The 21352-nt window shown below is 39.6% G+C and carries 15 protein-coding genes; 12 read left to right on the top strand and 3 right to left on the bottom strand.

All coding sequences use genetic code 11. The features are described 5' to 3' along the window. Window positions 1–5: 5 nt before the first annotated feature. Window positions 6–3443 carry a pneumococcal-type histidine triad protein gene (locus QM460_RS08950; RefSeq protein ID WP_414289885.1) on the top strand — a complete coding sequence of 1146 codons (3438 nt, stop codon included), beginning with the start codon at window positions 6–8 and terminating at the stop codon, window positions 3441–3443. Between the two features lie 77 nt (window positions 3444–3520). On the opposite strand, the gene pepT is transcribed toward QM460_RS08950, so the two are convergent. Continuing rightward, window positions 3521–4744: a peptidase T gene (pepT, locus tag QM460_RS08955; protein WP_414289886.1), complete on the bottom strand. Its 1224-nt coding sequence runs from the start codon at window positions 4742–4744 to the stop codon at window positions 3521–3523. Window positions 4745–4896: 152 nt separating this feature from the next. On the opposite strand from pepT, the gene hemH reads away from it, so the two are divergent. Then, window positions 4897–5991, top strand: a complete 1095-nt coding sequence (gene hemH, locus QM460_RS08960) for a ferrochelatase (RefSeq protein WP_414289887.1) — start codon at window positions 4897–4899, stop codon at window positions 5989–5991. A gap of 286 nt (window positions 5992–6277) precedes the next feature. Here hemH and mnmE read toward each other — a convergent pair whose 3' ends face one another. Both mnmE and QM460_RS08970 read right to left on the bottom strand, forming a co-directional pair. Next, window positions 6278–7651 carry a tRNA uridine-5-carboxymethylaminomethyl(34) synthesis GTPase MnmE gene (mnmE, locus tag QM460_RS08965; protein ID WP_414289888.1) on the bottom strand — a complete coding sequence of 458 codons (1374 nt, stop codon included), beginning with the start codon at window positions 7649–7651 and terminating at the stop codon, window positions 6278–6280. A gap of 114 nt (window positions 7652–7765) precedes the next feature. After that, on the bottom strand, window positions 7766–7948 hold the full coding sequence (locus tag QM460_RS08970; RefSeq protein WP_001117401.1) for a 4-oxalocrotonate tautomerase: 183 nt from the start codon (window positions 7946–7948) through the stop codon (window positions 7766–7768). Window positions 7949–8071: 123 nt separating this feature from the next. Here QM460_RS08970 and QM460_RS08975 point away from each other — a divergent pair, with 123 nt between their 5' ends. The 10 genes from QM460_RS08975 to QM460_RS09020 all read left to right on the top strand — a co-directional run bounded on the left by QM460_RS08975 (window position 8072) and on the right by QM460_RS09020 (window position 21104). After that, entirely contained in the window at window positions 8072–8671 is a 600-nt protein-coding gene (locus QM460_RS08975) for a thymidine kinase (protein WP_414289889.1), read from the top strand. After that, window positions 8661–9140, top strand: a complete 480-nt coding sequence (locus tag QM460_RS08980; protein WP_414289890.1) for a GNAT family N-acetyltransferase — start codon at window positions 8661–8663, stop codon at window positions 9138–9140. The genes QM460_RS08975 and QM460_RS08980 overlap by 11 nt, the downstream gene beginning before the upstream one ends. A 9-nt stretch (window positions 9141–9149) precedes the next feature. Further along, on the top strand, window positions 9150–10229 hold the full coding sequence (gene prfA / locus QM460_RS08985; protein WP_001028810.1) for a peptide chain release factor 1: 1080 nt from the start codon (window positions 9150–9152) through the stop codon (window positions 10227–10229). Continuing rightward, window positions 10229–11065 (top strand): peptide chain release factor N(5)-glutamine methyltransferase, encoded by an 837-nt coding sequence (gene prmC / locus QM460_RS08990; RefSeq protein WP_414289891.1) that lies wholly within the window; start codon window positions 10229–10231, stop codon window positions 11063–11065. The genes prfA and prmC overlap by 1 nt, the downstream gene beginning before the upstream one ends. Further along, window positions 11049–11651, top strand: coding sequence for an L-threonylcarbamoyladenylate synthase (locus QM460_RS08995; RefSeq protein WP_414289892.1), 603 nt, complete (start codon window positions 11049–11051; stop codon window positions 11649–11651). The genes prmC and QM460_RS08995 overlap by 17 nt, the downstream gene beginning before the upstream one ends. Before the next feature lies 1 nt (window position 11652). Beyond that, complete coding sequence (locus tag QM460_RS09000; protein WP_414289893.1) at window positions 11653–12084, top strand: GNAT family N-acetyltransferase; 432 nt, start codon at window positions 11653–11655, stop codon at window positions 12082–12084. A gap of 66 nt (window positions 12085–12150) precedes the next feature. Then, window positions 12151–13407 (top strand): serine hydroxymethyltransferase, encoded by a 1257-nt coding sequence (glyA, locus tag QM460_RS09005; RefSeq protein WP_060955774.1) that lies wholly within the window; start codon window positions 12151–12153, stop codon window positions 13405–13407. Between the two features lie 7 nt (window positions 13408–13414). Beyond that, window positions 13415–14389: a nucleoid-associated protein gene (locus QM460_RS09010; RefSeq protein WP_414289894.1), complete on the top strand. Its 975-nt coding sequence runs from the start codon at window positions 13415–13417 to the stop codon at window positions 14387–14389. Continuing rightward, the gene (locus tag QM460_RS09015) at window positions 14389–14991 is read left to right on the top strand and encodes a lysozyme family protein (RefSeq protein WP_414289895.1); all 603 of its coding nucleotides are present in this window, start codon (window positions 14389–14391) and stop codon (window positions 14989–14991) included. Before QM460_RS09010 ends, QM460_RS09015 begins: the two co-directional genes overlap by 1 nt. Before the next feature lie 323 nt (window positions 14992–15314). Beyond that, window positions 15315–21104, top strand: coding sequence for a mucin-binding protein (locus QM460_RS09020; protein WP_414289896.1), 5790 nt, complete (start codon window positions 15315–15317; stop codon window positions 21102–21104). Window positions 21105–21352: the final 248 nt, after the last annotated feature.

The raw sequence follows: 21352 nt of genomic DNA on the forward strand, positions 1-21352 counted from the left end.
AGATTATGAAGATTAATAAAAAATATCTAGCGGGATCTGCAGTGGTCCTTGCCTTAAGTGTCTGTGCTTATGCTTTAAATCAACATCAAGCACCTGAGAAAAAAGATGACAACCGTGTATCCTACGTTGATGGTAAAGAGTCTGAAGCTAAAAAGAATGAAACTCTGACACCAGACCAAGTTAGCAAGAAGGAAGGCATAGAAGCTGAACAGATTGTTACCAAAATCACTGATCAAGGTTATGTGACTTCCCACGGTGACCATTTCCATTATTATAATGGTAAGGTACCTTATGATGCTATCTTCAGTGAAGAACTGGTTATGAAGGATCCGAACTATCAGTTGCGTGATCAGGATATTGTCAATGAGATTAAAGGTGGCTATATCATCAAAGTGGATGGCAAATACTATGTCTATCTAAAAGATGCAAGCCATGCTGATAATGTTCGTACCAAAGAGCAAATCGAGCAACAAAAACAAGAACATACATCAGATAGTGGCAGTACAAGTAAGGAAGTTCTTGTTGCCAGAGCACAAGGTAGATATACAACAGATGATGGTTATGTCTTTAATGCTGCAGATATCATAGAAGATACAGGTGATGCCTATATCGTTCCTCATGGTGGGCATTATCACTACGTTCCAAAGAGCGCCTTGTCTTCAAGTGAATTAGCAGCAGCTCAAGCCTATCTAGCTGGAAGAGGAAGTCAACCAAGCCTGACGGATTATAAACCAAATCCAAGTGTTACACCAAGTTCTCAAGCCGATAGCCCAGCAACAAGCATCCCAGTAGATCAAGAAGTTAGCCTCCAAAGTCTTCTCGCTCAGTTATATGCTTTACCAGTTAGTCAACGCTATCAAGAATCTGATGGTTTGGTATTTGACCCAGCTAAAATTACTAGTCGTACACCATCAGGAGTTGCGATTCCACACGGTAATCACTACCATTTCATTCCTTATAGTAGTATGTCTGCTTTGGAGCAAAAAATTGCTCGTTTGATACCACTTGGAGGTGTTCTAACACCAACAAAACCGTTAGAAAATCAAAATAAACCAACAGTTCAGCGTGACCATGAAAATGTAACTCATAACACCCATCATGAGGATGAACATGATCATGGTTTTGCAGCTGAGCGTGTGATTAGAGAAGATGAGCAAGGTTTTGTAGTTTCACATGGAGATCATGTCCACTATTTCTTTAAAAAAGATTTATCAGTAGAACAGATTAAGGCAGCACAAGAGCATTTGCATGGGCATGTCCAAACAGAAGTTCCAAATGATAATCATAATACACATAAAGAGAATGAAGCGAAACAGGAGCATCATGAAGATGAACATGATCATGGCTTTGTAGCTGAGCGTGTGATTAGAGAAGATGAGCAAGGTTTTGTAGTTTCACATGGAGATCATGCTCACTATTTCTTTAAAAAAGATTTATCAGCAGAACAGATTAAGGCAGCACAAGAGCATTTGCATGGGCATGTCCAAACAGAAGTTCCAAAAGATAATCATAATACTCATAAAGAGAATGAAGCGAAACACGAGCATCATGAAGATGAACATGATCATGGATTTGCAGCTGAGCGAGTGATCAGTGAGGATGAGCAAGGTTTTGTGGTTTCACATGGAGACCATGCTCACTATTTCTTTAAAAAAGATTTATCAGCAGATCAGATTAAGGCAGCGCAAGAGCATTTGCATGGGCACCATGAGGCAGAGCCTGTAAAACCTCTTGCCAAGACTGTAGAAAGTTTCTCTCGAGATGCCAGCGATGAAGAAAAGATAGCTTATATCTCTAAAACCTATGGTGTTCCGCTTGAAGCGATCCGAATTTCAAATGGATTCTTTGTATTTGGAAATCCAGACCAGGCTTACGACCCAACTCACATTCACCCTTATGCAGTTCGAAAAGAACACGTTCGTATTCCGCTTCAAACAGGCGATGCAGAGCTTGATTTCCTAAACGAACTCTATACAACTGCACTTCGTGATGGTGTCTCTCCATATAGTTTGCAGGTAGAAAATGGTAGCTTTGTCATTCCTCACGGTGATCATAATCACTACATCAAAGTACAAACTAAAGGCTATGAAGTGGCTTTGAAACATAAGATTCCTGCCTTGCAATCCAACTACCAACCAGGTGCCTTTGATGAAGCTACTGTTCAGAATAAAATTGATCAACTTCTAGCAGAAAGTCGTGAAGTTTACAAGGATAAACCAATTTTACAAAGACAAATTGAGCTTGCCTTGGGACAATTCTCTGAAAATATGAAGAAGCTCTCAACAAACTCTACAGCTGGTTATCTGGCTGCATTAGATCTCTTTGACAAGCAGTACATCCATGTTGATGCTAGCGTAAAACCAACAGAAATCAGTCCTTTAGATAAGAAATATCAAGCTTTAGTAGATAAGATTAATACCTTGGATACGGATGCTTATGGACTTCCTAAAAAAGATCTCTTGGCTCAACTCCAAGAAAATAAATTGGCTCAAGATGAGGCTGGATTAGATGCAGTAGAAGCAAAACTAGAAGCACTGCAGGACTTTAATGATCGTACTGGAGTTACAACAGTCGAGTACATTAAGTATTTCTATCAACATCTGTCAGATGGTCGTTTAAATGACACTCTTAGAAATAAGGTTGCCAACTTAACTTGGACCCTTTATCAGTCACAATCCTTCCTTAAGGCGACTGACTTAAACAAACTCTTCCCTGAAATCTATCAAACAAAATTAGAGGTAGAAGAAGCAGTGAAGAGTGAATCTGTTGCTCATAAGACTTCTGAAACGATCCTAGATACTGAAAAAGTGGATGGTCACAGTGCAAAAACTGCAGTCTATGAGTTCTTGAAAGGTTTGTATGATGATATTAAGCCTGAGGAACAAAGTAATCATGTTCGAAAAGGTCAAGTAGAAGAACTTTTAACAAAAGCTGAAGAATTAGTGGCTCAAGTCAAAGAAGAAGGCGTAAAAGCTTCACTCGCTGACGAAGTGAAAAACCTGAAAGCAGCTTTAGAGAAAGACGACGCAGACCTTGATGAACTAAACACGCAAGTTCAAGATCTTCTGAAGCGTATTTCACAAACCATTCAGACTGAACGTGAGAATGCCAACCAAGACCCAGAAGTTTTAGTTCTTTATCAAAAACTTTATAATGGTGTCATTGCTCTTCATACTTATTTGGAAATGAATAATGGTTCTGATGCTGATTTTGAAAAAGTGGACGCCTTATTTGATAAGCTTAGTGCAGCAAGCAAAGACAAGCAAGCTCTTCTAGCACTTGCTCAAGAAATTGTCTCATTAAACCAGGAATTTCAATCCAAAGTCAAGCCAGCTGAATCTAGCACTGAAACAGCCAATAAAGAAAGAAATGATAAACAAGCTGAGTCAAACTTAGCTCCTGCAACTAGCTCTCCAGAAACAAGAGAAAAAGTAGCAGAATAACAAAAAGTTCAGTCAGCTACCGTGTCAAAAGTAGACTGCTGATAAAAAAAGAGGTCGGGAATTTTTTCCCGATCTCTTTAGTCTTTATAAGATACAATTCCAATAATGGTGTCAACTGCACGTTCCATTGTTTGTAGACTAACGTATTCAAAACGTCCGTGCATATTTTCTCCACCAGCGAAGATATTTGGTGTAGGAATTCCCATAAAGGAAATTTTAGAACCGTCTGTTCCTCCACGGATAGGCTCGATAATTGGTGTAATATCAAGACTTTCCATGACTGCTTTAGCGATGGTGATTGGAGTCATATCCTTTTCAATGACTTCCTTCATGTTGTAATACTGGTCTGTCAAAGTCAAGGTTACACGATCGCTACCAAGTTCTTGATTCATCTTATCAGCAATAGCTTGCATGGCAGCTTTACGCGCTTCGAAGCTTTCTTTTTCGAAGTCACGAATGATGTAGCTAGCACGCGCTTCCTCAACAGTTCCTGTTACATCCATGAGATGGTAGAAACCTTGGTAACCATCTGTTAATTCTGGGCGGTCACTAGCTGGAAGTTGATTGTGGAAGTCGATGGCTAATTGGAGCGCATTGACCATTTGTCCTTTTGCTGTTCCTGGGTGAACATTACGTCCTTGGAAGTGAAGTTCAGCACCGGCAGCGGAGAAGGTTTCGTATTGAAGTTCACCAAGAGGTCCGCCGTCAACTGTATAAGCGAAGTCAACATTGAAATCCTCTGCATCAAATTTATTGGCACCGACACCGATTTCTTCATCCGGACCAAAGCCGACACGGATTTCACAGTGTTTAATCTCAGGATGAGCAGTCAAGTATTCGATAGCTGTCATGATTTCAGCGATACCAGATTTGTCATCAGCCCCGAGCAAAGTAGTTCCATCAGTAGTGATCAAGGTTTGCCCAGAGTATTTTTCAAGACTCTTGAAATCTGCTGGATCAAGCTTGAAACCAGAATTACCAAGCTCGATAACACCACCGTCGTAGTTTTCAATAACTTGTGGATTGACACCTTCAGCATTAAAATCAGCTGTATCCATGTGGGAGATAAAACCGATCTTACGAGTCAAACTTGGGTCGTTGGCTGGTAAGGTTCCGATAGCAAAACCGTTTGGTAGGTAGTAAACATTTTGCAAACCAACACGTTTCATCTCAGGGATGAGGACATTGGTTGCGAAGTCTACTTGACTTTGGGTACTTGGTGTAGTGGTTGAATGTTCGTCAGAACGAGTATTGACTTTGACATAAGTCAAAAAACGCTCCAACAATGTTGGGTATTTCATAAAAACTCCTTTTACTTCTTTTAAAACCATTGTATCATAGAAAGAATAGAAAAACAAAAGGCAGAAGGGAGACATTATCTTAATGTTAGCGTTTACTTATGGCTGCTTTAGTGATACAATAAAAAAGATAAAAATATCACAAGGATACAAATATGAAAAAAGCGATTTTAATGATGACATTTGGTTCCCCAGAAGAGATTACCTTTGAAGGAGTAGCCGACTTTTTTACCAACATTCGTCGTGGAGTTCGACCTCAAGACCACGAGATTCAAACACTTTATGATAATTATGTTCGAATTGGAGGAACTCCACTACAAAAAATTACCCGTGAAGAAGTTGCCTTAGTAGAAGCTAGATTGGGAAATGAATATAGTGTCTATTTTGCCAATAAATTTTCAACCCCTTTTATTCCAGATGTGATTCGGCAAATGGAAGCAGATGGAATTGAAAAGTGTATTTGCTTGATTTTGGAGCCACACTATTCCTTTTACTCTGTCATGGGTTATGAAAAGTTTTTGGAAAGTAAACAAATTCAGTTTTTAGTTATTAAGGACTGGTATCAAGAAGAAGCACTCTTAAACTATTGGGCAGATGAAATTGCTAAGATTTTAAAAGAAAAGGTGAAACAGGATAGCTTTAAAGTCATCTTTTCTGCCCACAGTGTGCCCATTTTTGCCTTGGATTTTGGTGATCCTTATATCGACCAGATTTTCGAAAATAGCAAGTTAATTGCTGAGAAATTAGACTTAAATCCAGAGCAATATACCAACACTTGGCAGAGCGAAAGTGATATTGGTATTCCTTGGATTAAACCAGATGTCCTGGAATATCTTAGAGAACAGGAAGAACATCCAAGCCATTATATTTTTGTACCTATTAGTTTTATTAGTGAACACATTGAAGTTTTGTTTGACAACGATGTGGAATGTCATGACTTGTGTCAGGAATTGGAGGTGAACTACCATCGTCCACCAATGCCAAATACAGATTCTCGTTTGATTGATGCCTTGGTCAATATTGTCCGAGCTAACGAACATAAAGAATTTAGAGAATTCCTCCCAGAAGAAGAGACCTTTGATGAATTAGTCCCTTCGGATGAAACTAAGAATATTTTAGATGAATCACAAGACTTACAAATGCCAGAATTTGTTAAAAAATTAATAGAGAAAAAAGGTAGGGAAAATGTCAAAATGCCTTATTTAATCAAAAAAATGCTTGAAAAAGCTGGCAAATTACCCAAAGACTAAGTGAAAATAGAAAAGAACTGGTAAAGTTTGTTTCAAATATCTGCTAAGGCAGGATATAACTTAGAAAGTGAAAGAAAAGGCGGTGGGACAGAAATCGATAGACAGAGTCTTGATTTCGTAGTCCCAGCCCCGCGAGGATGATTAGGAGATTTTTGGAGTCTAAAAGACGAACAAAAAGTTCAATCAGCTACCGCGTCAAATTATGATTTATAATAAAAAGTGAGGTCGGGATCGTTTTGTCCCAACCTCTTTTTAGGTGACTAACATTTTTTAAACTAGTTTTTTCTTATTTACCCAAACAAAACTGGCTGAACAATTGTGTAATGAGTTCATCTGGAGCAGCATCACCAGTGATTTCTCCGAGGATTTCCCAAGTACGGGTCAAATCAACTTGAAGTAAGTCAACTGGCATACCTAGTTCCAGCCCTTCATTAACAGCTTGTAGGCTTTCAACAGCCTTTTCAATCAAGGAAATGTGACGGGCGTTTGACAAGTAAGTAGCATCTTGTTCGACCAAGCCAGCATTTTCAAAGAAGAGGTTGTTAATCCTTTCTTCAATCTTATCAATGTTTTGATTTTTGAGGACTGAAATACGGATGACATCTTCAGGAAGTTCGTCAGTTTCAATAGCCTCAGGTAGGTCAGTTTTGTTCAGTAGGATGATACGGTTGGTATCTTGGCTGATTTCAAGAAGTTGTCGGTCTTGGGCAGTTAGAGGTTCGCTGGCGTTTAAGACAAGTAGTACCAAGTCAGCTTCCTTGAGAGCTTTTTTGGAGCGTTCAACACCGATTTGCTCGACGATATCATCTGTTTCACGGATACCTGCAGTATCAATCAACTTCAGTGGAACACCGTTGATATTGACGTATTCTTCGATGACATCTCGGGTAGTACCTGCAATATCCGTTACAATAGCCTTGTCTTCATGTAGGAGGTTGTTGAGTAGGCTGGATTTCCCAACGTTGGGACGACCAATGATAGCTGTTGAAATCCCTTCACGTAGGATTTTACCGCGACGAGCTGTCTTTAGAAGATTGGTCAATAGTTGTTCAAACTCCATAGTTTTTTCACGGACAACAGCAGTAGTGGCTTCTTCCACATCGTCATACTCAGGGTAATCGATATTAACCTCAACCTGAGCCAAGGTATTGAGAATTTCCTGACGAGTATTGTTAATGAGGTCAGATAAAGAACCGTCTAGTTGTTTGACTGCTATATTCATAGCCTTGTCAGTCTTAGCACGGATGATATCCATAACAGCCTCGGCCTGAGTCAAGTCTACACGACCGTTAAGGAAGGCACGCTTAGTAAACTCACCAGGCTCTGCCATACGAGCCCCTTCGCGGATAGCCAGTTGGAGAATTTCATTGGTTACGGCGATTCCACCGTGGGTATTGATCTCGATAATGTCTTCACGAGTGAAAGTCTTTGGAGACTTCATAGCTCCCACCATAACCTCATCCATGACCTTACCTGTCTGTGGATCAACGATGTGGCCGTAGTTAAGTGTATGGCTGTCAACTTTGCTCAAGTCCTTGCCTTTAAAGATTTTCTGGGCGATAGCAAAGCTATCTGTTCCGCTTAAACGAACAATTCCAATAGCCCCTTCACCTAGTGGAGTGGAGATTGCTGCAATGGTATCAAATTCACGTGTAATCATTTCATTTCCTTTTTACAATTTATATACAAATATCACTTAAAATTGTAACAAAATATAGCGTTTTATTCAACGAATGCCACTTATAAAGAAAAGCCTAAGCAGATTGCTTAAGCTTTACTTAGTGCGCATTTCACCTTGTGGGAAATAGGTTCCTTCAGGCATATCGTTGATAATGACATGAACAGCAGACTGAGGTGCACCAGTGTTGCGAACAACAGCTTCCGTAACTTCCTTGGCTAGGGCTTTCTTTTGCTCTAGCGTGCGTCCTTCAAATAAATCGATGCGTACAAATGGCATAATTGCGTCCTCCACTAGTTATTTGATTTCTTCTATTTTACCACATTTTGCCGTTTAAAGCTTTGAGAAAATATGGTATACTAGAATGTAGCAAAAATTTAGAAATGGACGTGAAATAGAAGCATGGCACAGTTGTATTATCGTTATGGAACCATGAACTCAGGAAAAACGATTGAGATTCTCAAAGTAGCCTATAACTATGAGGAGCAAGGAAAGGGAGTTGTGATTATGACTTCGGCTCTGGATACGCGTGACGGTGTTGGCTATGTTTCAAGTCGAATTGGGATGAAAAGACCAGCAGTTGCTATTGAGGAAACAACGGATATCTTTGGATTTATCCGAGATTTACCTGAAATGCCTTACTGTGTACTTGTCGATGAAGCCCAGTTTTTAAAGCGTCACCATGTTTACGACCTAGCTCGTGTTGTGGATGAGTTAGACATACCTGTCATGGCATTTGGTTTAAAAAATGATTTTCGCAACGAACTATTCGAAGGTTCAAAATATCTTCTGCTCTTAGCAGATAAGATTGACGAAATCAAGACCATTTGCCAGTATTGCAAGAAAAAAGCGACCATGGTCTTGCGGACGCAGAGTGGTCTGCCAGTCTATGATGGTGAGCAGATCCAGATAGGTGGCAATGAAACCTATATCTCGGTTTGCCGTAAACATTATTTTGCCCCACTGATAAAATCTAAAAAGGAACAAGACTATGACAATTGAACTAAGAGATGTTACAATGGAAAATTATTTTGATGTTCTGCATTTGGATGTTAAGGAATATCAAAAACAATTTATTGCTACCAACGTAATTAGTTTAGCTGAAGCATATGTCTACACTAAAAATGGAGATTTTGTAGCTCCGTTGGCAGTTTACGATAATGATGCAATCATAGGTTTTGTGATGTTAGCTTATGACAAAAAAATCGGAATTAGTAATGGAAATTATTTACTATTTCGTTTCATGATTGATAAGCATTTTCAAGATCAAGGATATTTTAAACCAATTATGGATAAGGTGCTAGACTATGTTCGGACAGCGCCAGCAGGTTTAGCCAATAAACTTTGGTTGTCTTATGAACCAGAAAATGAACATGCAAGATCTTGTTACCTCAGTTATGGATTTAAAGAAACTGGGGAAATATTTGAGAACGAAGTAGTAGCCATATACGATTTAACAATTGAGAAATAAGGAGAAAAAATGAACATCTATGATCAACTACAAGCTGTAGAAGACCGTTATGAAGAGTTGGGAGAATTGTTGAGCGACCCAGATGTGGTCTCTGATACCAAGCGTTTCATGGAGCTTTCAAAAGAGGAAGCTTCTACTCGTGATACCGTAACTGCCTACCGCGAATACAAACAAGTCCTTCAAAATATTATCGATGCCGAAGAGATGATTAAAGAATCAGGCGGAGATGCTGACTTGGAAGAAATGGCCAAACAAGAATTGAAAGATGCTAAGGCTGAAAAAGAAGAGTACGAAGAAAAACTGAAGATCTTGCTTCTTCCAAAGGATCCAAACGATGACAAGAACATCATCCTTGAAATCCGAGGAGCAGCTGGGGGAGACGAAGCAGCACTTTTCGCTGGTGATTTGCTAACCATGTACCAAAAATATGCTGAGGCCCAAGGTTGGCGCTTTGAAGTCATGGAGGCTTCTATGAACGGTGTCGGTGGTTTCAAGGAAGTGGTTGCTATGGTATCAGGTCAGTCTGTATACTCTAAGCTTAAGTATGAGTCTGGTGCCCATCGTGTTCAACGTGTCCCTGTGACAGAAAGTCAAGGGCGTGTTCATACCTCGACAGCTACTGTTCTTGTCATGCCTGAAGTGGAAGAGGTAGAATATGATATTGATCCAAAAGACCTTCGTGTGGATATCTACCACGCTTCTGGTGCTGGTGGACAGAACGTCAACAAGGTTGCGACTGCCGTTCGTATCGTTCACTTGCCAACCAATATCAAGGTTGAAATGCAGGAAGAACGTACCCAGCAGAAAAACCGCGAGAAGGCTATGAAGATCATCCGTGCGCGTGTTGCTGACCACTTTGCACAGATTGCTCAAGATGAGCAAGATGCTGAGCGTAAGTCTACAATCGGTACTGGTGACCGTTCAGAACGAATCCGTACTTATAACTTCCCACAAAACCGTGTCACAGACCACCGTATCGGCTTAACCCTTCAAAAACTTGATACTATTTTGTCTGGTAAACTAGATGAAGTTGTGGATGCCTTGGTTCTTTATGATCAAACACAAAAATTGGAAGAATTAAACAAATAATGAAACTAGCTCAAATGTTTAAAGATTTTGAGGAAAAGTTGATAGCACAAGGAGAGGAAGCAGAAAGCCTCTCCTTTGTCTATCGTAGCCTGAAAAATCTATCTTTTACAGACTTTGTCTTTGCCCTTCAGCATGAAGCTTCAGAGGAGGAAAGCAAGTTTTTAGAGGAGATTTACACGAAACTAGCAAATCATATACCTGCCCAGTACATTATCGGTCATGCTGAATTCTTTGGCATGCAGTTAAAAGTAGATGAGCGGGTCTTGATTCCCCGTCCAGAGACAGAAGAACTAGTGGAGCTCACCTTGGCTGAGAATCCAAAGGAAAATCTAAAAGTTCTGGATATAGGAACAGGAAGCGGAGCCATTGCTCTTGCCTTAGCTAAAAATAGACCAGATTGGACAATCACAGCTGCCGATATTTCTCAGGATGCTTTGGATTTGGCGATGGAAAACGCTAATAATCAAGGTCTAACATTATCTTTTATTAAATCTGACTGTTTCTCCGAAATTTCTTCAAAATATGATATAATTGTATCCAATCCACCTTACATATCTCGAGTAGATGAGGCAGAAGTAGGTTTGAATGTTCTCCATTCAGAGCCACATTTAGCCCTCTTTGCAGATGAGGATGGTCTAGCGATCTATCGCAGAATTGCGGAAGAATCAAAGAACTATCTAAATGATGGTGGTAAGATTTATCTTGAAATTGGATACAAACAAGGTCAAAGTGTTCCAGCTCTTTTCAAGGAAAGTTTTCCCGAGAAGCGAGTTCGAACGCTCAAGGACCAATTTGGCCAAGATAGGATGGTTGTCATTGATGATGGAGAAAATTAAGAAAGAGCTTGAAAAAGGTGGAGCTGTTGTTCTGCCGACAGAAACAGTTTATGGTCTTTTTGCCAAGGCGCTAGACGAAAAAGCAGTTGATCATGTCTATCAACTTAAACGTCGTCCTAGAGACAAGGCGCTCAATCTCAATGTCGCAAGTTTAGACGATATCTTGAACTTTTCTAAGAATCAACCACCTTATCTCAATAAACTGGTTGAAAGTTTTTTGCCTGGACCTTTGACCATTATCTTAGAAGCTAATGCCAAGGTTCCTTACTGGGTCAATTCAGACTTGACGACTGTTGGATTTCGCATGCCGAGTCATCCTGTAACTCTGGAGTTGATTCGTGAATTTGGCCCCTTAATCGGACCTTCTGCCAATATCTCAGGTCAATCAAGTGGAGTAGATTTTCACAAGATTCTTCAAGATTTTGAACAAGAGGTCTTGGGACTTGAAGACGATGATTTTTTAACAGGTCAGGATTCGACTATTTTAGACCTATCTGGTGACAAGGTAAAGATTCTACGTCAAGGAGCGATTACTCGAGAAGATATCCTTGCCAAGATACCAACAATTCCTTTTGAGGAGGTATAATATGCTACGTGATTTGAAAACAACAGATGTTGCAGCTATTTGTGAGATTAACAAAAAAGCTTTAGGTTATGCTTTTAGTTCAGAGGAAACGTCTAGTCAACTAGATAAGTTATCTCAAGACTCTCATCACTACCTACTGGGGTTTGAGGAACCGACCAGCCATGACTTACTTGGTTATGTTCATGCCGAGGTTTATGAATCCCTTTATTCAAAACCAGGTTTTAATATCCTAGCTTTAGCTGTTTTGCCTCAAACACAGGGTCAAGGTATCGGAAAAACTTTACTCCAAGGCTTGGAACATGAAGCAAAAAAACGAGGCTATAACTTTATTCGCTTAAATTCTGCAGACCATCGTTTAGGTGCGCATGCTTTCTATGAAAAAGTTGGTTATACCTGCGATAAGACGCAGAAACGGTTTATTCGCATTTTTTAGTTTGGATTTTATATTCTTGTTGTAAAAACAAACTAAAGACCTGTCACACTATAAAGGAGAAGACCTATGATTTTTGACAAAGATGATTTTAAAGCATATGATGCAGATCTCTGGAATGCTATTGCTAAGGAAGAAGAACGCCAACAAAATAATATTGAGTTAATTGCCTCTGAAAACGTGGTTTCCAAGGCTGTTATGGCAGCTCAAGGGTCTATCTTGACCAATAAATACGCCGAAGGTTACCCAGGACGTCGCTATTATGGTGGTACGGATGTAGTAGATGTCGTTGAAAGTCTAGCTATTGAACGTGCAAAAGAAATCTTCGGTGCCAAGTTCGCTAATGTTCAACCCCATTCAGGAAGCCAAGCCAACTGTGCGGCTTACATGGCTTTGATTGAGCCAGGTGATACGGTAATGGGAATGGATTTGGCAGCAGGTGGGCACTTGACCCACGGAGCTCCGGTAAGCTTCTCTGGTCAAACCTACAACTTTGTTTCTTATAGTGTTGATCCTGAGACCGAACTCTTGGACTTTGATGCTATCTTGAAACAAGCACAAGAAGTGAAACCCAAATTAATCGTAGCAGGAGCTTCAGCTTATTCTCAAATTATTGATTTTTCAAAATTCCGTGAAATTGCAGATGCTGTTGGTGCTAAACTTATGGTCGATATGGCGCACATTGCTGGCTTGGTTGCTGCAGGTCTTCACCCAAGTCCAGTGCCTTATGCACATATTACAACTACAACGACCCACAAAACCCTTCGTGGACCACGTGGTGGTTTGATTTTGACTAATGACGAAGACCTTGCTAAGAAGATTAATTCTGCTATTTTCCCAGGTATTCAAGGTGGACCATTAGAGCACGTTGTTGCTGCTAAGGCTGTTGCCTTTAAAGAGGTATTGGACCCAGCCTTCAAGGAATATGCAGCAAATGTTATTAAGAACAGCAAGGCTATGGCAGAAGTCTTCTTGCAAGACCCTGATTTCCGAATTATCTCTGGTGGTACTGAAAATCACCTCTTCCTAGTAGATGTAACTAAGGTTGTAGAAAACGGAAAAGTTGCTCAAAACTTGCTAGATGAGGTCAATATTACCCTAAATAAAAACTCAATTCCATACGAAACTTTGTCACCATTTAAGACAAGTGGTATTCGTATCGGTGCAGCAGCAACAACTGCACGTGGTTTTGGTGAAGAAGAAAGTCGTAAAGTGGCTGAGCTTATCATTAAAGCCCTTAAAAATGCAGAAAATGAAGCTATTTTAGATGAAGTAAGAAGCGAAGTCAAAGTCTTGACAGATGCCTTCCCATTATATGAGGACTAAAATTTTTATGGACATTTATATTAAGAAAGCCATTATCCATCAGTTCAGCCCTGATGACACAGAGTTGTTTCTAGCGGATAAATTTCTCAATATCACTCCAAAAATCGAAGAATACTTACGCAAGAAAATCGAACGTGTGTATTCAGATGAAGCCAAGACTGGGATTTTCGAAGAAGAAAATCCCTTCTTCAATCACATTACAGACGATTTGTTGGAGACATCGGTGACGCTGGCTAACCTCTGGAAAGAAGAATTCAGCATTTCTGAAAATCTTAAGACCAATGACTTGATTTTTGTTCAGTTTTCTAAAGAAGGAGTGGAGCATTTTGCCTTCCTACGAATTGCTCTGCGAGAAACCTTGACCCATCTAGGCGGAGAAGTTGACAATCCAATCAAGCTAACACAAAACAATCTACCAGGATTTGGTACAGGGGCTGACGAAGCCTTGGTGGTCAATCTTCAAAGCCGAAAATATCACCTGATTGAGAAACGAATCAAGTATAACGGGACTTTTTTGAACTATTTTTCTGAGAATCTGATTCAGGCTCAGCCTAAGATTTCACCTAAGAAGTCCATCAAGGAACTGGAAAAAACAGCTCAGAGAATTGCAGAAACATTCAACACAGACGATTTCCAGTTTCAATCCAAGGTCAAGTCTGCTATTTTCAACAACCTTGAAGAAAGTAATGAATTGTCTCCTGAAAAATTGGCTAATGAACTTTTTGACAACAATCTCACTGCACGTCTTAGCTTTATTGATCAAGTCAAGGAAGCAGTGCCAGAGCCAGTTCAGTTTGATGAAATCGATGCGAGTCGCCAATTAAAGAAATTTGAAAACCAAAAACTTTCTCTGTCAAATGGGATTGAGTTAATCGTACCCAATAATATTTACCAAGATGCTGAGTCGGTCGAATTTATCCAAAATGACAATGGTACCTACTCTATCTTAATCAAAAACATCGAGGATATACAAAGCAAATAATGTTTAAATTTATAAGAAGGGTCTTGGTACTTGCTCTTATCTTATTTACTGGTTATAAACTTTTTCATATGTATCGGGATGTGAAGCAGGTCATGACCTATCAATCCTTGGTACGAGAGGTTTTAAGTGAGCAAGATACGCCAGCAAATGAAGAACTAGTCCTGGCCATGATTTATACCGAAACCAAAGGTAAAGAAAGTGACGTGATGCAGTCAAGTGAGTCTGCTAGCGGAACTACAAATACGATTTCTGACAATAGGAGTAGTATTCGTCAGGGAATTCAAACCTTGACAGAGAATCTTTATTTAGCTCAAGAAAAGGGTGTAGATGTTTGGACTGCTGTACAGGCCTATAACTTTGGGCCTGCATATATTGATTTTATCGCCCAAAATGGGAAAGAAAATACCCTTGCACTAGCCAAGAAATACTCAAGAGATACCGTTGCGCCAACTTTAGGAAATACAACTGGAAAAACCTATCGCTACGTCAATCCAATTTCCATCTTTCAAGGTGGAGAACTCTATGTGGATGGTGGAAACTATTATTACTCTAGACAGGTTCAACTAAATCTCTATATTATTAAATTTTTTAATCTATTTTAAGCACTCAAACACACTATTAAATTATAGGAAAACGACAAGATCTAGTCTCAATAAGTACTAGATCTTTTTATTATGAAAATAGTTTAAATATCTAAAAATAACTAATACGACACTTTCTTACAAAATTCCTATAATTCGAACGTTAATTCACAAAATGATTATATGTTTATTTGAAATATTAGAATTTCATTTGGTTTTAGATTGTTATCACTGATTTAATACAAAAAAAGCGAATAATATATCTTGGAATAGAGAGAAATACTTGAAATTCAAAGTAATAGTGATATAATGATTGTAACGAATAATTAGATTGGGGATTAATAATGAAAAATTATTTTAGTGAACGGCAACGTTTTTCATTACGGAAGTATAGTTTTGGTTTAGCTTCTGTATTATTAGGTACGGCCTTCTTTTTGAGTGGGCAGGTTGCAAGTGCTGATGAAACACCTATTTTAGATAGAGTAGCTGTTGCTGAAGCCAGTGACCAACAAACGGTTGCTAGTGATCAGCAATCTATTCCCACTAAAAAAACGGTTGATGAAGAGGCAGTAGAGACCACTTTTTCTGAAGCAAGTGCAGGTATTCAAGAATCTCAAAAAACAACCAACAATTCAGAAAATAGCAAATTAAATGATCAAATTTCAAAAGTAGATGAAGAAACTACTCCTGAAAATAAAGTAGATGTACAGAAGACGGAAACTTTAGATTCAGCTACTAGTGTTCAAAATGAGGAATCTAAAAACTCCTATAAAAAATCTGATAACTCCTCTGACCTTAAAGGTGACTACACAGAAAATAAAGTATCAGATTCTCTTCTAAATCGTAGCCGAAGAGCTATCTCGGAAAATGGATGGTCTTCACATGAAATAGATCCAAAAGATTTAAGTTTTAAAGCTGTGAATATTCCAGTAATCTCAGGTCAATATGTCACGAGAGATGATATTAATGGAATTAAAATTGAAACAGACATGTTTGATATTCCTTGGACCTACAATTATGTCATCGTTTCGAAGAGTAGTAATGGTGGAGAAGCGAGACATCGCATCATAAATATTTATTACAAGAATCTAGGAACGATTAGTTTTGTAGATTCTGACGGCAATTCAATCTCTGGAGTAACGACTAGTAAAGTCTTTAAAAATACAAATAATACTCTTACTTCTGATGATGGTACTCCTGTCCCAGATCCATCGGATGCTGCTATTACTGAACTTCCAAAACTTCCAGCAGGTTATCGTCTTAAAACTGTTGATGGTGATCCTACAAAAGTAGAAGCCTATATTGACCGTCAGACAAGTGACACTATCTATGATTATAGTGAAATTCACACCAATGAGGTTATTGATCCAGATTCTCTAACTCCAGATGAATTGGATGAAGCTTTGAAGAAGTATCCTGCTCCAAAGATTAGTAGTGAAACGTGGTCTTTGAACCAAAAAGAAACAGTTACTCTCATTCGTCAACCTGATGGAAGCTATGCTATTGATCCTACTATTGCAGGTAATGGAGGGAACCAATTTGCTCCGGGAACACGCTATCGTTTTGTTATTGAAAAAGATTCTAGTCAGATTCAACAAGCAACCAGTCAAACTGTAACCTATACTGGTGCAGAAACTAACCCACCACAGAATCTTCAAAATGACTTTACTTTTACAGGCGAAGAAAATAGTCAAACACATGACAAAACATGGAAACAAACATCGCATACTTATGGGGAAGTTTTAACTCCAGTCGTTACAGGTTATTATGCAGATAAAACTAGTGCAGGTAAAAAGACTGTTACACCAGACCAACCGCATGCAACTGATACTGTAACTTATAAAAAGTTAGGTAAAATTATCCAAGTAGATGAAGCCGGAAATGTTATTCCAGGTTCAGTATCTAAGACTTATGAAAATAATCCAGTTGATCCGACCCAAGCAGCAGAAACTAAAATTCCTGATGCTCCAGCTGGATACAAAATTAAGGAAGAACAGCCTCAAGCTTGGGGTTACAATATAGTTGATAAAACGATTGAACCAAATGATGAAAGTGATCCAGATCGTATTTCACGAGACACACCAATCATCTACGTACCAATCGTAAATGATGTGACAAAACCAACTAAACAAACGGTAACGTTTGAAGGAGCAGGAACAGCGACTCCAGCTGATAAAGTTCAAGATAACTTCACATTCACTGGTAAACAAAGACAAGTGGATGGAAACACAACATGGAATCAACCTAGTCACACTTATGGCAAAGAAACAGTTCCAGTTGTTGAACATTTCTATGCCGATAAGAAGGAAGCTGGATCTAAGACAGTAACTCCAGATCAACCAGAAGTTACGGATAAGGTTACTTATAAACCACTTGGTAAGATCATCCCAGTTGATGAAACCAATACACCAATTCCAAGTGCACCAACTCCACAGTACAACAATGATCCACAAGATCCAACTAAGGGTGGTGAGACTCCAACTCCAGTCATCCCAGGTTATGTGACAGATACACCAAGTGTAACACCTAATGATCCAGGATCTGATACACCTGTTGTCTACCGCAAGGCAGAACAAAAAGCTGTTATCAAGTACGTAGACCAAAATACTGGTACAACACTTGCCAATGATCAAGTTTCTGGTAAATCTGGTGAAGCCATTAATTACTCAACTGCGGATAAGATTAAGTACTATGAAGATCGTGGTTATGTTCTCGTTAGCAATGAGTTCCCAACAGGAGCTACTTACGACACAGATGCATCGGTTGATCAAATTTGGACAGTAACCTTGAAACATGGTGAAACTCCAGTCGGACCAAATAACCCACATAATCCAACAGATCCAATCAATCCAAATGATCCAAACAGTCCAAAATACCCTGCGAAAGATCAATGGACGAAAGATGTAACATCAACTGTTCATTATGTAGGTGCAGGTAGTCAAACACCAGCTGACAATGTTCAAAGTGCACAATGGACACGTACTTTAACACTTGATAAAGTTACAGGAACAATTCTTAACCCTAATGAACCATGGGCAGCGAATAAGACGGATTATGCTTCAGTTCCAACGCCAAGTGTTACTGGCTACTATGCGGATAAAGCAAGTGTTCCAGCTAAGACAGTCACTCAAGAAAATCTTGAAGAAACTGTAACCTACAAACCACTTGGAAACTTGGTTCCAAAACCAGAGACACCAAACGATCCAAACTTCCCATCAACACCAGAAGTGAAGTATCCAAATGATCCAACGGATCCAACGAAACCAGGTCAACCAGTTGTTCCGAATGTCCCAGGATACAAACCATACTTGCCAGTTCCAAACGATCCAACGAAACCAGGTCAACCAGTAGAACCAGGAACACCTGTAACACCGGATAAACCAGGTGAAGACACACCAATCATCTACGTGCCAATCGTAAATGATGTGACTAAACCAACTAAACAAACAGTAACGTTTGAAGGAGCAGGAACAGCGACTCCAGCTGATAAAGTTCAAGATAACTTCACATTCACTGGTAAACAAAGACAAGTGGATGGAAACACAACATGGAATCAACCTAGTCACACTTATGGCAAAGAAACAGTTCCAGTTGTTGAACATTTCTATGCCGATAAGAAGGAAGCTGGATCTAAGACAGTAACTCCAGATCAACCAGAAGTTACGGATAAGGTTACTTATAAACCACTTGGTAAGATCATCCCAGTTGATGAAACAAATACACCAATTCCAAGTGCACCAACTCCACAGTACAACAATGATCCACAAGATCCAACTAAGGGTGGTGAGACTCCAACTCCAGTCATCCCAGGTTATGTGACAGACATTCCAAATGTAACACCATCTAACCCAGGAGCTGATACACCTGTTGTCTACCGTAAGGCAGAACAAAAAGCTGTTATCAAGTACGTAGACCAAAATACTGGTACAACACTTGAAAATGATCAAGTTTCTGGTAAATCTGGCGAAGCTATTGACTACTCAACTGCAGCTAAAATCAAGAAATACCAAGATCGTGGTTATGTTCTTGTGAATGATGAGTTCCCAGCAGGAGCTACTTATGACACAGATGCATCCGTTGATCAAATTTGGACAGTAACCTTGAAACATGGTGAAACACCAGTTGGACCAAACAATCCACATAATCCAACAGATCCAATCAATCCAAATGATCCAAACAGTCCAAAATACCCTGCGAAAGATCAATGGACGAAAGATGTAACATCAACTGTTCATTATGTGGTATCAGACGGTAAGACAACTGCCCCAGCTGATAATGTTCAAAATGCACAATGGACACGTACCTTAAATCTTGATAAAGTTACAGGTAAAGTTCTTAACCCTGATGCACCATGGACAGCGAATAAGGCTAACTATGATGCAGTTCCAACGCCAGGTGTTACTGGATACTATGCGGATAAAGCAAGTGTTGATTCTAAGACAGTCACTCAAGAAAATCTTGAAGAAACTGTAACTTACAAACCACTTGGAAACTTGGTTCCAAAACCAGAGAAACCAAATGATCCAAACTTCCCATCAACACCAAAAGTGAAGTATCCAAATGATCCGACAGATCCAACCAAACCAAGTAAACCAATTGTACCAAATGTCCCAGGCTACAAACCATACTTGCCAGATCCAAACGATCCAACGAAACCAGATACAGATAAACCAGTAGAACCAGGTAAGGAGCTACCAAATCTTCCAACAAACCCAGGTGATGATACCCCAATCATCTACGTTCCAATCGTAAATGATGTGACAAAACCAACCAAACAAACAGTAACCTTTGAAGGTGCGGGTGTAGATACTCCAATTTCTAATGTTCAAACTGACTTCACATTCACTGGTAAGCAAAAACAGGCAGATGGAACAATTACATGGGATCAACCAAGCCATACATACGGTAAGGTTATTGTTCCAGTTGTAGAAGGATTCTATTCAGATAAGGCAGAAGCTGGATCTAAAGTTGTAACTCCAGATCAACCAGAAGTAACAGATCATGTTATCTACAAACCACTTGGAAGCTTGGTGCCAAAATCTGACGATCCAAAATTCCCATCAACGCCAAATGTGAAGTATCCGAATGATCCGACAGATCCAACCAAGCCAAGTAAACCAATTGTGCCAAATGTCCCAGGCTACAAACCATACTTGCCAGATCCAAACGATCCAAGTAAACCAGGTCAACCAGTAGAACCAGGTAAGGAGCTACCAAACCTTCCAACCAACCCAGGTGATGACACCCCAATCATCTACGTTCCAATCGTAAATGATGTGACAAAACCAACCAAACAAACAGTAACCTTTGAAGGTGCGGGTGTAGATACTCCAATTTCTAATGTTCAAACTGACTTCACATTCACTGGTAAGCAAAAACAGGCAGATGGAACAATTACATGGGATCAACCAAGCCATACATACGGTAAGGTTATTGTTCCAGTTGTAGAAGGATTCTATTCAGATAAGGCAGAAGCTGGATCTAAAGTTGTAACTCCAGATCAACCAGAAGTAACAGATCATGTTATCTACAAACCACTTGGAAGCTTGGTGCCAAAATCTGACGATCCAAAATTCCCATCAACGCCAAATGTGAAGTATCCGAATGATCCGACAGATCCAACCAAGCCAAGTAAACCAATTGTGCCAAATGTCCCAGGCTACAAACCATACTTGCCAGATCCAAACGATCCAAGTAAACCAGGTCAACCAGTAGAACCAGGTAAGGAGCTACCAAACCTTCCAACCAACCCAGGTGATGACACCCCAATCATCTACGTTCCAATTAAACCAGAGAATCCGACAGTTCCAACCCCTGGACCAAAACCAGAGAATCCGACAGTTCCAACCCCTGGACCAAAACCAGAGAATCCGATAGTTCCAACTCCTGGACCAAAACCGGAGAATCCGACAGTTCCAACTCCTGGACCAAAACCGGAGAATCCGACAGTTCCAATTCCAGAACCAAAACCTCAAATTCCTGTTACTCCGGAACCAAAACTTTTAGATCCTGAAAAAGTAGTTTACGAATTGCCAAATACAGGTGCGGATTCAAACTCAGTAATGACTGGACTTGGAATCATTGGAATAGCGACAACACTATTAGGGTTAGCTCAAAAGAAAAAAGAAGACTAAATTAAAAATCTAGTTAAATAAAAAAATTTCATGAGCAAATCACTTGTATAAAAGATTAGAGAAGACTATTTTGTTCTTCTCTTTTCGGCTCTTTGTCAACTGTAGTGGGTTGAATAAAAGCGGCTCTTTGTCAACTGTAGTGGGTTGAATAAAAGCTAACATCTGGAGAGGACAATTGTTGTCCTCTCCATTTTTATATTCAGAGCGATGAAAATTCGTTTCTTAAAGTTGTTAAAGTTCCTAAAACC

The sequence above is a fragment of the Streptococcus infantis genome (assembly GCF_047464415.1).
Taxonomy (GTDB): domain Bacteria; phylum Bacillota; class Bacilli; order Lactobacillales; family Streptococcaceae; genus Streptococcus; species Streptococcus infantis_AE.

Excerpts from the sequence above, each read along its gene's own strand:
- prmC (WP_414289891.1), top strand. The coding sequence starts at position 10,229 with ATGAAACTAGCTCAAATGTTTAAAGATTTTGAGGAAAAGTTGATAGCA.
- QM460_RS08950 (WP_414289885.1), top strand. The coding sequence starts at position 6 with ATGAAGATTAATAAAAAATATCTAGCGGGATCTGCAGTGGTCCTTGCC.
- QM460_RS08980 (WP_414289890.1), top strand. The coding sequence starts at position 8,661 with ATGACAATTGAACTAAGAGATGTTACAATGGAAAATTATTTTGATGTT.
- QM460_RS08995 (WP_414289892.1), top strand. The coding sequence starts at position 11,049 with ATGATGGAGAAAATTAAGAAAGAGCTTGAAAAAGGTGGAGCTGTTGTT.
- pepT (WP_414289886.1), bottom strand. The coding sequence starts at position 4,744 with ATGAAATACCCAACATTGTTGGAGCGTTTTTTGACTTATGTCAAAGTC.
- prfA (WP_001028810.1), top strand. The coding sequence starts at position 9,150 with ATGAACATCTATGATCAACTACAAGCTGTAGAAGACCGTTATGAAGAG.
- glyA (WP_060955774.1), top strand. The coding sequence starts at position 12,151 with ATGATTTTTGACAAAGATGATTTTAAAGCATATGATGCAGATCTCTGG.
- QM460_RS09000 (WP_414289893.1), top strand. The coding sequence starts at position 11,653 with ATGCTACGTGATTTGAAAACAACAGATGTTGCAGCTATTTGTGAGATT.
- QM460_RS09020 (WP_414289896.1), top strand. The coding sequence starts at position 15,315 with ATGAAAAATTATTTTAGTGAACGGCAACGTTTTTCATTACGGAAGTAT.
- QM460_RS08970 (WP_001117401.1), bottom strand. The coding sequence starts at position 7,948 with ATGCCATTTGTACGCATCGATTTATTTGAAGGACGCACGCTAGAGCAA.
- mnmE (WP_414289888.1), bottom strand. The coding sequence starts at position 7,651 with ATGATTACACGTGAATTTGATACCATTGCAGCAATCTCCACTCCACTA.
- QM460_RS09015 (WP_414289895.1), top strand. The coding sequence starts at position 14,389 with ATGTTTAAATTTATAAGAAGGGTCTTGGTACTTGCTCTTATCTTATTT.
- QM460_RS08975 (WP_414289889.1), top strand. The coding sequence starts at position 8,072 with ATGGCACAGTTGTATTATCGTTATGGAACCATGAACTCAGGAAAAACG.
- hemH (WP_414289887.1), top strand. The coding sequence starts at position 4,897 with ATGAAAAAAGCGATTTTAATGATGACATTTGGTTCCCCAGAAGAGATT.
- QM460_RS09010 (WP_414289894.1), top strand. The coding sequence starts at position 13,415 with ATGGACATTTATATTAAGAAAGCCATTATCCATCAGTTCAGCCCTGAT.